The sequence below is a fragment of the Streptomyces sp. NPDC051018 genome, from assembly GCF_044456085.1.
Lineage (GTDB): Bacteria > Actinomycetota > Actinomycetes > Streptomycetales > Streptomycetaceae > Streptomyces.
Window position 1 is genome coordinate 330,164 of the sequence record NZ_JBITFN010000006.1, and the last position, 13,039, is coordinate 343,202.

Consider the following 13,039-nt stretch of genomic DNA (forward strand, 5'->3'; position numbering starts at 1 on the left):
CGCACGCATTTCTGCCCGGATTCCCGCCCGGATTCCCGCCCGGATTCCCGCCCGGTGGCGCACTATCCGGCGGGAATCCTCCGAGATCGCTCCATCTGTTCCAGGAGATCCCATGTCAGACAACGCCTCGCAGTTACCGGGCTCACCGGACTCATCGAACGCACCGGAGCCACAACAGGGTGGTACGTCCCCGGAACCACCGGTCCAGCCGCAGATGGCCCCCGCGCCTTCCCCGGCGCCAACTCCTGGGCAGGCCACGCCAACCCCCGGACCGGCCGCGCCCGGGCAGCCCGGACCCGATGGGCAGCCCGGACCCGGCACCGGAAGTCAGCGGAGCGGCTGGCAGCGGTATCTGCCGCTGAGGGACGGGAACTTCACCGCCACGATGATCGTGGCGCCGGTCATCGTGATGGTCATCGGGCTGGGGATCGTCGGCGGATTCTCCTGGATCGGTGATCAGTTCAAGGAGGAGAAGCCGCCCCTGTACGTATCCGGTTCTCTCTCGCCGAGGAACGCGGTCACCACCAAACCGGGTCCGCAACCCTCCGTATCGGGTTCCTCGTCCACGTCCGCGGCGGACTCCCCCGCATCAGGCGATCTGCCCCCGTCCGCGGAGGGCAGACGGGTGGACCAGTCCGAGGCGGAGACGGAGGGAATCCGTCATCTCCGCAGCGAGTATCTGTGCCCGTGGCAGGCATGGGTGGTCAACCGGCCGCCGCGTGACTTCTCCGAGATCCCCGTACTGGAGGACGGCAGGCCGGATCCGAAGCTCATCAACGAGGAAACGGCCGGAGACCCCGCCAGTACGCATCTCACTATCGATGTGCAACCGGGCGACAGCAGACCGTTGCAGATCAAGGAACTGCGGATCAAAGTCCTCAACCGGAAGCCTGCTCCGGCCGCCGACAAGGCGACTCTGGTGGGACTTCAGAACGGACAGTGCGGAGGGGGAACCGCGACTCTCAACGCCTATGCCGACCTCGACGGCGGCGCCGACTTCGCGACCGTGAGGTTCGAGGGCCGGGAATCACTGCCGCAGGAACTCGTGGGCGGAAGGGCGCTCACGATCAACCTCCGCGTGAACACACGTACCTGCGACTGCGTCTGGGTCCCGGAGATCGTCTGGTCCAAGGACGGTGAGGTGAAGTCGACGGAGTTCCGTATCGGCGGGAAGGATTTCCGCACCATCGGCACCCTCGGACTTCAGCGCCGCGCCTGGCAGCAGGACCTCAACACCTTGGAATGGTCGGACATCGTGTTCGACGAGAGCATTCTGGACGAACCGGGGCCGTGAGGAACCCCGGGGACAGGCAGGCGGGGTCGATCCATCGGGAGTGCGGATGGATTCCCGTCCCGAAAGCCCGTCCACACGGGCGTCGGCCCCGGGAAATCTCTCCCGGGGCCGGTGTCCTGTGCCGTCGGCGCCGTCATCCGAGCACGGCGGCCTCGGTCTCCGCCTCCGCCCCCAGTGCGTGCAGGGCGTCCAGGGCCGCGTCCGCGCCCGCGAACATTTCCTGTACGCGACCCGCGCGCAGCGCGTGCGGGACGCCGGAGAGTTCGGAGCCGTAGAGAAGGTGTACGACCACCTGGTCGATGCCGGAGAACTCGCTGATGCCCACCCGTAGCTGCCGGTCCACCACCTCGACCATGCCCTTCTTCGCGAACGCCTCGCCGGAGTAGCCGGCCAGGCCGAGCCAGAGCATCCGCTTGCCCGCGAGCCGGGGCTTGCTGCGCCCGTAGGCGAAGCCGTAGTTCCAGACGCGGTCGATCCACCCCTTGAGGACGGCCGGGAGGGAGAACCACCAGACCGGGAAGACCACCACGATGTCGTCGGCCGCCTCGATCCGGGCCATATGGGCGCGGACCTCCGGCGAGTAGACCTTATCGCGGTTCTCCCAGTCGGGCTCGTCGGGAGGGGTCAGCCGGGGGTCGAAGTCCTCCGCGTACAGATCGAGCAGATCGATGGTGTGCCCCGCCGCCTCCAGTCTGTGGCGGGTGCGCTCGGCGACCTGGGTGGTCAGCGCGTCACCTCGGGGATGGGCGAGTACGAGCAGGGTCCGGGACATGGCCACGCCTCCAGTGACGTCGATCGTTCGGGGTTCGGATCTCAGGGGTGTCGGATTTCGGGGTTCGGATCTCAGGGGTGTCGGACTTCGGGGTGTCGGATTTCAGGGGTCGGACTTCGGGGTGCCGGATTTCGGGTGGGGAGGTGGAGCGGGTGCAGGGGTGGTGCGGGTGCGGGATCCGGCGGGTCAGGGCCGCCGGTGGTGCGTGGGCCGGGCCGGTGCCGTCGCCGGTGGTGCGTGAGCCGGCCCGGGCCCGGGCCGGGACGGGCGACCCGGCCGCCGCTGGATGCGGCGGCCGGGCGGTGCGGCCGTCACAGGCCGAGGCCGGAACCGCCGCTGGCGTCGATGTTCTGGCCGGTGATCCACCGGGCGTCGTCCGTGGCCAGGAAGGCGACCACATCGGCGACATCGGCCGGCTGGCCGACCCGGTTGAAGACGGAGAACTTCGCGGCGTGCGCCTTCGCGGCCGGGTCCGCCATCCACGGGTGGATGTCCGTCTCGATGGTTCCGGGGGAGACCGCGTTCACTGTGATACCGCGCGACCCCAGCGTCTGGGCGAGGGTCAGGGTCAGCACCTCGACGGCTCCCTTGGCAGCCGCGTACGAGGTCATGGCGGGGAAGGCGACCTTGGTGACACCGGACGAGATGTTGATGATCCGTCCGCCGTCGCGCAGCCTCTCCAGCCCCTTCTGGGTGACGAAGAAGGGGGCCTTGACGTTCACCGCGAATACCCGGTCGTAGTCCTCCTCGCTGACCTCGTGGATCAGGCCGTTGCCGACCACCCCCGCGTTGTTCACCAGGATGTCCACCCCGTCCGCGTGTTCGTCGAAGGCCGCCCACAGTGCCTCGGCGTCCCCGGGGACTCCCAGTTCGGTACGGATCGCGAACGCCTGGCCGCCCGCCGCCTCGATCGTCGACACCGTGCTCTTCGCGGCGACCTCGTCCCGGGCGTAGTGCACCGCGACCCGTGCGCCCTCGGCGGCCAGCGCCAGCGCGATGGCCCGGCCGATTCCCCGGCTGGCCCCGGTCACCAGTGCGGTCTTGCCGTTGAGCTTTCCCATGGCCTTGCTCCTTGTCATCGTCATTTCGGTGTTACTCGGTGTTGTTCGGTGTTACTCAGTGCTATTCGGTGCTATTCGGTGTTGTGCGGTGTTCGTGTTCTTCGCCGTTGTCCTTGCGGCGGTTCCCAGACTCCGCCCCGGCGCTTCGGATCCGGCTCGGACGGTGTTGCGGCCCTGTTCGGGCCCACGCGGTACGGCTCGAACAGGGCCGGAACCGCCTGGTGGGGCGGGGTACGGCACGGGATCCGGGCCTGCCGTATACGGGCCGTATACGGGCTCGGGCCTGTCGTACGGGCTCGGTGCGGCGCGCGGTGCTCGCACGGCCCCGGTGCGGCCCCGGGTGTCCGTACGACTCGGTACGGGCCTGTTAGCCCGTTGCGGAGCCGGTGCGGCGGTACGGCCGGGTCAGGTCCGGAGCAGCCGGTACGGGCCCCGTTCCCGCGCCCCGGGTTACGGTTGCGGCATGCGATTCGGGGTTCTGGGGCAGCTGAGCGTATGGACGGCCGACGGCCTGCCCGTCACGATTCCCGAACTCAAGGTCAGAGCCCTGCTCGCCTCGCTCCTCGTCGACGCGGGCCGACCGGTCTCCGCGCACCGGCTGATCGACGACCTCTGGGGCGAGCAGCCCCCCGGCAACCCCAGGCGCGCGCTCCAGGCCAAGGTCTCCCAGCTGCGCCGGGTCCTGGAGGAGGCCGAACCGGGCGGCCGTGATCTCGTGGAGTCCCGGGCGCCCGGATACGCGCTGGTCACGGCCGACGGCGACGCGGTGGACAGCGTCCGCTTCGCCCGGCTCGCCGACCGGGCCCGCGCGGGCGGGGAACCGGGTGCGCGGGTGGCCCTGTTCACCCAGGCGCTCGATCTGTGGCGCGGGGACCCCTTCGCGGACTTCGCCGAGGAAACCTTCACCAGGGCGGCGGTCAACAAGCTGGAGGAGGAACGTCTCGTCGTCCAGGAGGAACTGGCCGAGGCCCGCCTCGAACTCGGCGAGCACCGGATCCTCGTCGGCGAGCTGACGGCCATGGTGGAGCGGTATCCGCTGCGCGAGCGCCTGCGCTCCGTACAACTGCGCGCCCTCTACCGGGCGGGCCGCCAGAGCGAGGCCCTGGCCGGGTACGAGGATCTGCGCGCCCAGCTCGCCGATCAGCTCGGGCTCGACCCGAGCCCGGAGCTGACCGCCCTCCAGCGGGCGATGCTGAACCAGAGCCCGGACCTGGAGGCACCCGCCGCGCCCGCGCGGCCGGCGGCCGGCTCGCGTCCCCGTACCAATCTGCCCGCCGCGCTGACCGGGCTGATCGGCCGGGAGGAGGCGGTCGCGGAGGTACGGGAACTCATCGGCACCCGGCGGCTGGTCACCCTGACCGGTCCGGGCGGGGTGGGTAAGACCAGCCTCGCCGTCGAGGCCGCCCGGCAACTGGCCGACACCTTCCCCGACGGCGTCTGCCTCGCCGAACTCGCGGGCGCGGAACCGGACACGGACATCGCCGGGACCGTCGCCACCGCGCTCGGTGTCCGTGACGACGCCGTGTGGGGCGTACTGCCCGAGGACGCGCGGCTCACCACCGCCGAGCGGCTCGCGGAGGCTCTGCGCGGCAAGGAGCTCCTGCTCGTCCTCGACAACTGCGAGCATGTCGCCGACCGCGCGGCCACCCTGGTGGAGACGCTGCTGCGGTCCGCGCCGGGCCTCCATGTCCTGACCACCAGTCAGGAGCCGCTCGCCCTGGCCGGGGAGACCCTGTGGACCGTGCCCACGCTCCGGCTGGACAGAGCCGTCGAGCTGTTCGCGGTGCGCGCGGCGGCCACCGCGCCCGGGTTCGTCCTCGACGCGGACACCACCCCGGCCGTGGAGGCGATCTGCCGCTGCCTCGACGGTATTCCGCTGGCCATCGAGCTGGCGGCGACCCGGGTACGCGCCCTGGGCGTGCACCGGTTGCTGGAACGGCTCGACGACCGGTTCCGGCTGCTCAGTTCGGGCGCCCGGGGCGCGCCCGCCCGGCAGCAGACCCTGCGCGCCGTCATCGACTGGAGCTGGGAGCTGCTGACGGAGCCCGAGCGGACCGTGCTGCGCAGGCTCGCCGTCCACGCCGACGGCTGCACCCTGGAGGCGGCGGAGGAGGTCTGCGCCGGTGACGGGGTCGACCGGGCGGACGTCCTCGATCTGCTGGTACGGCTGGTGGACCGCTCGCTGCTGGTCGCCGCGCCCGGGGCCGCCGGGCCGCGCTACCGGCTGCTCGAATCCGTGGCCGCGTACTGCCTGGAACAACTGGCCGGGGCCGGGGAGACCGACGCGGTACGGGAGCGGCACCTCGTCCACCATCTCGCCCTCGCGGAGGACGCGGAGCCCCGGCTGCGCCGCTTCGGCCAGCGGGAGTGGCTGGACCGGCTGGACATCGAGTCCGCCAATCTGGGGGCCGCCCTCACCCACGCCCTGCACACCGGGCGGACCGCGTCCGCGCTGCGGCTGACCGCGTCCCTCGCCTGGTACTGGGTGCTGCGCGGCAGGCTGGGTGAGGGGCGGCGGTTCCTGGAGTCGGCGCTGGCGGCCCCGGGCACGGCCCCCGAGGAGCTGAGGGCGCGGGTCGCCGTCTGGAGCAGCGCGTTCGCGATCATGGCGGGGGACGGGGCGGACCGCGCCGTACGGATCAAGGACGCGCTGGCCGGGTACGAGAGGGCGGTGGCGGGCGCCGATGCCGCGAAGGGCGGGCTCGGCGCTTCCGCTGCGGGCGGCGCGGGTGACGGTCCGGTGGATGGCGTGGGCGGTACGGGTGACGGTCCGGCGGAGGGCGTACGTGGCGCGGGTGGCACCGGTGGCGCGGGTGGCGGGCCGGGTGCTGTCTCCTGGCGGGCCCACGCCGCCTGGATCCTGTCCCACGCCCTGTGTGTGACCGGCGACGCTCCCGCGGGCCGGTCCCTGACCGAGCAGGCGATCGACGGCTTCAGCGCACGGGACGACCGGTGGGGCACGGCCGCGGCCCTCGGCGACCGTTCGATGCAGCTGCTGCTGGCGGGCGCGCTCGACGAGTCCGGCCGGGCCGGCGCCCGTAGCGCGGACCTCTTCCGCGAGCTGGGCGACGACGCGGCCCGGCTGTGCACCATCGCTCCCCTGGCGGCCCTCGCCGAGATCCACGGCGACTACGAGCGGGCCGGGATCCTCCAGCGGGAGGGCCTGCGCATGGCCGAACGCCTCGGGCTGAGCACCCAGGCGGCGGACCTGCTGTCGGGGCTGGGCCGGATCGCCCTGCTCACCGGTGATCTCGACGGGGCCCGGGAACTGCACGAGCGGTCGCGCCGGCTCGCCGCCGAACAGGGCTTCAGGGCCGGGGAGATCAACGCCGAGCTGGGGTTGGGCCTCGGCGCCCGCCGTGAGGGGGATCTGGACGCGGCCGAGACCCATATGCGGGCGGTCCTCGACTGGCACCGGACCGTCGGGCTCGACAACGCCAACGCGCTGATCCTGGCGGAGCTGGGCTTCTGCGCGGAACTGCGCGGCGACGCGGCCACCGCGCTGCGGCTCCAGGAGGAGGGCCTCGTCATCGCCCGTACGACCGGCGATCCCCGGGCCGTCGCCCTCGCCCTCGAAGGGATCGCGGGTGCCCTGGCGCTCGCGGAACGCCATCGCGAGGCCGCCACCCTGCTGGGTACGGCCGCCGCGGTACGCCTTTCCACCGGCGCCCCGCTGCCCGTGGCCGAGAGCGGCGACGTGGACCGTGTCACGGCGGCCGTGCGGGCCGCCCTCGGCCCGGCGGCCTTCGCCGAACACACCGCGCTCGGCGCGGACCGCTCCCCGGACACGGCGTACACGGCGTCCGGCTCGGATGAGGTGGTCGGCGGGGCGGCGTGATCGGTTGACCGGCTCGGACGGGATGACGGCCCGGGTAGGGTGTCCGGCTCCGGTACGGCGCTACGGCTGTCGCCGTGGTGACGGCGTACGGCCCGGGTACGGCTTCCGGCCGGGAAGCGGTGACCAGGCGGGCACGGCGGTCACTCCGGCTCCGGCTTCCGGCCCGGCGGGCGGCTGAGCACACGGTCGCCCTGTCCCGGCGAGGCGCCGACCCCGGGGCCGGGCGGTGACGCCCCTACACGTGACGCCCGTACACGGCGGCGGTACCGCAGCGCCCCGGTCCGCAAACCCGGGCGCTCCTCAGGCCGGGTGTCCCTCATGCCGGGTGCCGCTCCTCAGACCGGGTGCCCCTCAGCCCCCGGGCGCGCCCCGATCGGCCCCGCCCCGCACGCTCAGCCGCCCGCCGGGTCCGCTCAGCCGCCGCCCGCCGGATCCGGGGCGTCCGTCTTTGCCGACTCGTACAGCTCGAACCAGATCGACTTGCCCTCGCCCCGCGGGTCCACGCCCCACGCGTCCGCGAGCATCTCCATCAGGACCAGTCCGCGGCCGGAGGACGCCAGCTCGCCCGGCCGGCGCATATGGGGCAGTTCGTCGCTCGTATCGCTGACCTGGACGCGGACCCTGCGGGGGCCCTCGCTGTCACCGGAGGTCACCTCGGCGACGAGCAGGGCGTTGCCGTCGGTGTGCACGAGGACGTTGGTGACCATCTCGGAGACCATGAGCACCGCGGCGTCGATCTGCTCGGGGTCGGCCCAGTCGTGCAGCAGCTCCCGCGCGGTCCGGCGGGCCGCCGAGATGCGCTCGGGTTCGGCCTGGGCGATGGTCATGGCCGTACGGCGGGGGGCCTCGCGCACGGCGGTGCCCTCCCGGGAGAGGAGGAGGACGGCGACGTCGTCCTCGCGCCGGTCGGCGAGTGGGCCGGTCGTGTAGTGGGAGACCGGGCCGTGGACGGCCTGGACGAGGGAGTCCGCCAGCTCCTCCAGCGACGCGTGCTCGGGGTGGTTCTCCAGGACCTCGCGCAGCCGGGCCCACCCGGTGTCCAGATCGTGCCCGCCGGTCTCCAGCAGACCGTCCGTGCAGATCATCATCGTCTCGCCGGGTTCCAGCGTGAGCCGGGTCGTCGGATAGTCCGAGTCCGGGTCGATGCCGAGCGGCAGCCCGCCCTCGGTGGGCCGCAGGATCACCGTGCCGTCGGCCATCCGTACCGCGGGCTCCGGATGCCCGGCCCGGGCGATCTCGACACAGCCGCTGGCCGGGTCGACCTCCAGATAGAGGCAGGTGGCGAAGCGGGGGCTGGAGTAGTCGGCCTTCTCGTACGTATCGGTGATGCCGTGCAGAAAGCGGGAGGCCCGCGCCAGCACCGCGTCGGGCCGGTGCCCCTCGGAGGCGTACGCGCGCAGGGCGATCCGCAGCTGGCCCATCAGCCCGGCCGCGCGTACGTCGTGGCCCTGCACATCGCCGATGACCAGGGCGATCCGGCCGGACGGCAGGGGGATCATGTCGTACCAGTCACCGCCGACCTGGAGGCCGCCGCCGGTGGGCACATAGCGCGCGGCCACCGTCATCCCCGGGATCGCGGGGCCGAGGACGGGCATCATCGAGCGCTGGAGGCCGAGCGACAGCTCGCGCTCGGTCTCCGCGACCCCGGCCCGGGCGAGGGCCTGCGCCAGCATCCGGGCGACGGTGGTCAGTACGGAGCGCTCGTCGGGTGTGAAGACGACCTGGTGGCGGAACGCGGCCATCCACGCGCCCATCGTGCGTCCCGCGACGATCAGCGGCAGATACGCCCACGACCGGCGGCCGAGCGGCTGTGCGAGCGGCCAGCTGGTGGGGTAGCGGCGGCTGTACTCCTCCGGGTTCGGCAGATAGACCGCCCGGCCGGTGCGTACGACCTCGGCGGCCGGGTGGTCCGTGTCCAGCCGCATATCGCTGAACGGGTCCTCGCCTGCCCCCTGGTGGCCGTGGTGTCCGATGATCGTCAGCCGGTCGCTGGCCGCGCCGAAGATCGCGAGCCCGTCGGGGGAGAAGCCCGGCATCGAGAGGGAGGCGGCGACCCGCAGCACCTCGGCGGTGGAGCGGGCCTCCGCGAGCGCCCGGCCCGCGTCCAGCAGGAACGCCTCCCGCGAGCGCCGCCAGTCACCGGTGATGGGGGTCTTCGCGGCCGTGCCCTCGGCGGGCTCGGCGACCTCCTGGAGCATGCCGATCAGCTCGTACGTGCCGTCGTCCCCGGCCGCGAGCGGCTTGGAGCGGCCCCGGATCGTCCGGACGACCCGGCCCGCGTCGTCGACGATACGGAGTCTTCCCTCGGCGACCGTCCCCTCGGCGAGCGCGAGGGAGACGACGGCGTTCATCTCGTTCCAGTCGACGGGGTGGAAGCGGGAGCGTACGACGGAGGCGGGGTACGTACCGGGCTCCACGGGCAGCGCCAGCAACCGGGCGGCCTCTGCGTCGAGGGTGACCGTCCCGGATGCGTTGTCCCACCGCCACAGGCCGGTCGCGATCGCGGCCAGGACGTCCTCGGTGCGCATTGCCTCACTTTATTCCGATCCGCGACCGGATGATGTGGCGGGGTCCACACGGCGGTGGTCGGCCTGGTCACACACCCGGGCGCACGGCGGTGTTCACGGCCGGGCGCACGGACGCGGGTTCGGACCCGAGTTCGGACCCGGCCCGATCGGCCTCTCCGGACCGCCGGGCCGTGTTTCCCGATCCCGGACCGCCGGACCGCGCCGGACCGCGCCGGGCAGCGTCCGCGGACCGCCGGGAGTCCGCCGGGAGCCCCCTGGGGAGGTGGCGCCGTGGCATGTATAAGCCAATGAGGAGCGGGGGAGCCGGGCGGTAACCTTGACAGGCCCGGCCACCCCCGAATCCCCAAGACTGGATGAACGAGAATGCATCGGTACAGGTCCCACACCTGCGGCGAGCTCCGCGCCTCTGACGTCTCCTCCGACGTCCGGCTGAGCGGCTGGCTGCACAATCGCCGAGACCTGGGCGGCATCCTCTTCATCGATCTGCGCGACCACTACGGGATCACCCAGCTGGTGGCCCGCCCCGGCACCCCGGCGAACGAGGCGCTGAGCCATCTCACCAAGGAGACCGTCGTCCGGGTGGACGGCCAGGTCGTCAGCCGGGGCGCGGACAACGTCAACCCCGAGCTGCCCACCGGTGAGATCGAGATCGAGGTCTCGGCGGTCGAGGTCCTGGGTGCGGCGGCCCAGATCCCCTTCACCGTCAACACGGACGACGGCGTCAACGAGGAGCGGCGGCTGGAGTACCGCTTCCTCGATCTGCGCCGTGAGCGCATGCACCGCAACATCATGCTGCGCACTGCCGTGATCTCCGCGATCCGGCACAAGATGACCGCCCTCGGCTTCAACGAGATGGCGACCCCGATCCTCACGGCGACCTCCCCCGAGGGCGCCCGTGACTTCGTGGTCCCCTCCCGGCTGAACCCCGGCAAGTTCTACGCGCTGCCGCAGGCCCCGCAGCAGTTCAAGCAGCTGCTGATGATCGCCGGCTTCGACCGCTACTTCCAGATCGCGCCCTGCTTCCGCGACGAGGACGCCCGCGCCGACCGCTCGCCCGGTGAGTTCTACCAGCTCGACCTGGAGATGAGCTTCGTCGAGCAGGAGGACATCTTCGGGCCCGTCGAGAAGCTGATGACGGAGCTGTTCGAGGAGTTCGGCAACGGCCGGCACGTCACCTCGCCGTTCCCGCGCATCCCCTTCCGCGAGTCGATGCTGAAGTACGGCAACGACAAGCCGGACCTGCGCGCCAAGCTGGAGCTGTTCGACATCACCGATGTCTTCGAAGGCTCCGAGTTCAAGGCGTTCGCGGGCAAGCACGTGCGCGCCCTGCCGGTGCCGGACGTCTCCGCCCAGCCGCGCAAGTTCTTCGACCAGCTCGGCGAGTACGCGGTCGAGCAGGGCGCGAAGGGCCTGGCCTGGGTCCGCGTCGCCGAGGACGTCCCCCATGGCCCTGAGGGCCAGGGAGGTACCCCCACACTCTCCGGCCCCATCGCCAAGTTCCTCACCGAGGAGAACGTCAAGGTCCTCACCGAGCGCCTCGGCCTCGCCGCCGGACACGCCGTCTTCTTCGGCGCGGGCGAGGTCGACGAGGTCTCCCGCATCATGAGCGCCGTCCGGGTGGAGGCCGCCAAGCGGTCCGGCCACTTCGAGGAGGGCGTCTTCCGGTTCTGCTGGATCGTGGACTTCCCGATGTACGAGAAGGACGAGGAGACAGGGAAGATCGACTTCTCCCACAACCCCTTCTCGATGCCCCAGGGCGGTATGAAGGACCTGGAGGAGAAGGACCCGCTCGACATTCTCGCCTGGCAGTACGACATCGTCTGCAACGGCACCGAGCTGTCCTCCGGCGCCATCCGCAACCACGAGCCCGAGGTCATGCTCAAGGCGTTCGAGATCGCCGGTTACGACCACGAGACCGTCGAGCACGAGTTCGCGGGCATGCTGAGGGCCTTCCGTCTCGGCGCCCCGCCGCACGGCGGTATCGCCCCGGGCATCGACCGCATCGTGATGCTCCTCGCGGACGAGCCGAACCTCCGCGAGACCATCGCCTTCCCGCTCAACGGCAACGCCCAGGACCTGATGATGGGCGCGCCGACCGAACTGGACGAGTCGCGGCTGCGGGAGCTGAACATCCAGCTGCGCAAGCCGGTCGCCAAGCCCGGGGAGTGACCCCCGCGAACTCCCGCCCCGGCGCTCCCTGACCGCCGGGCGAAGGCCCCGTACCGCTGTGGTGGTATGGGGTCTTCGGCGTTTCCCGTGCCGGGTGCCGGGTGCCGGGTGCCGGGTGCCGGGTCGGCGGGTGAGGCGCGGGGCCGGTGCCGGGCGGTGCGGCTCGGGCCGTTCCGGGGCCATCAGGGATCCGCGTTCCCGGCCGCCGTACCGCCGTGTTCCCGGCCGCTGTGTCGGCTTCGTCGTTGTACGGAGGGGGATCGATGCCGAGTTCGGGTAGCAGATGTTGATCAAGCAGGTCAGGAATGTTGCCGAGTTCCGAGGACACTCCGTCGGCGTGTTGGGGTGTGCAGGGGCCTGATGAGCGGGATGGGTATCGTCCTGACATGACACAAGAGTTCGAATTTGCTGCGTCTCTTGCCGGAGGCGTTGAGGGCCGGAGAGGTGCGTGGAGCTTCGTCCAGGGTTTCGCTGCCCACTGGGCTGCTGCCCTGGAGAGTGGTGACGGATGGGCGGAGGCGGATCTGGTCGCCGCCGAGGAGAGGCTGGGTGTCCGGCTGCCGGCGGCGTTGCGCGAGGCGTATCTGTTGTTCGGGCGCCGTCGGGACCTCACCAGCAACCACGATGTGCTGCTCGGCCCGGCCCAGTTGTATGTGGATGACGCCAAGGAGGCCCTTGTCTTCCGTCACGAGAACCAAGGAGCAGCGTCGTGGGGCATCCTCCTCGACAGCCTCCAGGATGACGACCCTGCGGTGTTCATCCGGCCTGACCTTGCCGACAAGAGCGCCGAGCGGTGGGAAGAGTGGCTGGAGCGTCTTTCCCTCTGCTTCGTCGAGATCGTGCTGTCCGAGTCTCTGCAGGCCGATGAAGAGCTCTGCGACTTCCTCGACCCGGACGACGACAGCATCGAACTGCTGGAGGAGAACGCCGTCCGGCTGCCCTTCCCCGCGTATCCCACTGGCGAGGAGGAGCACGCCAGCCGGTGGTTCCTGGGCCAGGACGTCCTTCTGCGTGACGACGACGGCATGGCCATTCTGGCCCGCGGCCGGACAGCCGCAGACCTCGACCGCATTCGTGACCTGATCCCAGGCGATTGGCTGAACGACGAACGCTGACAAGGTTGCGGTGACCTGCCGGCGCAGCCGCCCCTTGGACCTTGGACTTCGGTAGCACCCGGGCCCTCTCCTCGTGCAGGGCACAACCATGGTCCTGAAGCAGGCACCGAGGTGTTTCCAGAGCTCGGCGACCTCTCTCTCCCGTGGAACCGGGCGTTCCCGCCGCTGAGCATCAGACGTTCTGGGAACTCACCTACGAAGCCACTGTGTTTACGGCTGTCGTGTTCACGGCCGCCGGGTGAACCGGATCGGTGGGAACGGC

At 71.4% G+C, this 13,039-nt stretch carries 7 protein-coding genes; 4 read left to right on the plus strand and 3 right to left on the minus strand.

The features are described from left to right. The first annotated feature begins 385 nt into the window (after positions 1-385). On the plus strand, positions 386-1,294 hold the full coding sequence (locus ACIBCM_RS13775; RefSeq protein ID WP_399242624.1) for a hypothetical protein: 909 nt from the start codon (positions 386-388) through the stop codon (positions 1,292-1,294). A gap of 133 nt (positions 1,295-1,427) precedes the next feature. On the opposite strand, the gene ACIBCM_RS13780 is transcribed toward ACIBCM_RS13775, so the two are convergent. Next, positions 1,428-2,066 carry an NAD(P)H oxidoreductase gene (locus tag ACIBCM_RS13780; RefSeq protein ID WP_399242626.1) on the minus strand — a complete coding sequence of 213 codons (639 nt, stop codon included), beginning with the start codon at positions 2,064-2,066 and terminating at the stop codon, positions 1,428-1,430. Between the two features lie 311 nt (positions 2,067-2,377). Then, the gene (locus ACIBCM_RS13785) at positions 2,378-3,127 is read right to left on the minus strand and encodes an SDR family oxidoreductase (protein WP_399242628.1); all 750 of its coding nucleotides are present in this window, start codon (positions 3,125-3,127) and stop codon (positions 2,378-2,380) included. A 463-nt stretch (positions 3,128-3,590) separates the two neighbouring features. Between ACIBCM_RS13785 and ACIBCM_RS13790 the strand changes: the two genes are divergently transcribed. Further along, positions 3,591-6,965: a BTAD domain-containing putative transcriptional regulator gene (locus ACIBCM_RS13790; RefSeq protein WP_399242629.1), complete on the plus strand. Its 3,375-nt coding sequence runs from the start codon at positions 3,591-3,593 to the stop codon at positions 6,963-6,965. A gap of 413 nt (positions 6,966-7,378) precedes the next feature. On the opposite strand, the gene ACIBCM_RS13795 is transcribed toward ACIBCM_RS13790, so the two are convergent. Then, positions 7,379-9,493, minus strand: a complete 2,115-nt coding sequence (locus tag ACIBCM_RS13795; RefSeq protein WP_399242631.1) for a SpoIIE family protein phosphatase — start codon at positions 9,491-9,493, stop codon at positions 7,379-7,381. Between the two features lie 363 nt (positions 9,494-9,856). Between ACIBCM_RS13795 and aspS the strand changes: the two genes are divergently transcribed. Then, the gene (aspS, locus tag ACIBCM_RS13800) at positions 9,857-11,662 is read left to right on the plus strand and encodes an aspartate--tRNA ligase (protein ID WP_399242633.1); all 1,806 of its coding nucleotides are present in this window, start codon (positions 9,857-9,859) and stop codon (positions 11,660-11,662) included. 386 nt (positions 11,663-12,048) lie between these two features. Further along, positions 12,049-12,777: an SMI1/KNR4 family protein gene (locus tag ACIBCM_RS13805; RefSeq protein WP_399242635.1), complete on the plus strand. Its 729-nt coding sequence runs from the start codon at positions 12,049-12,051 to the stop codon at positions 12,775-12,777. Positions 12,778-13,039 lie beyond the last annotated feature (262 nt).

What these genes read in the sequence shown, in the direction of transcription:
- ACIBCM_RS13775 (WP_399242624.1), top strand. Translation starts at nt 386, where the DNA reads ATGATCGTGGCGCCGGTCATCGTGATGGTCATCGGGCTGGGGATCGTC.
- ACIBCM_RS13780 (WP_399242626.1), bottom strand. Translation starts at nt 2,066, where the DNA reads ATGTCCCGGACCCTGCTCGTACTCGCCCATCCCCGAGGTGACGCGCTG.
- ACIBCM_RS13785 (WP_399242628.1), bottom strand. Translation starts at nt 3,127, where the DNA reads ATGGGAAAGCTCAACGGCAAGACCGCACTGGTGACCGGGGCCAGCCGG.
- ACIBCM_RS13790 (WP_399242629.1), top strand. Translation starts at nt 3,591, where the DNA reads ATGCGATTCGGGGTTCTGGGGCAGCTGAGCGTATGGACGGCCGACGGC.
- ACIBCM_RS13795 (WP_399242631.1), bottom strand. Translation starts at nt 9,493, where the DNA reads ATGCGCACCGAGGACGTCCTGGCCGCGATCGCGACCGGCCTGTGGCGG.
- aspS (WP_399242633.1), top strand. Translation starts at nt 9,857, where the DNA reads ATGCATCGGTACAGGTCCCACACCTGCGGCGAGCTCCGCGCCTCTGAC.
- ACIBCM_RS13805 (WP_399242635.1), top strand. Translation starts at nt 12,049, where the DNA reads ATGACACAAGAGTTCGAATTTGCTGCGTCTCTTGCCGGAGGCGTTGAG.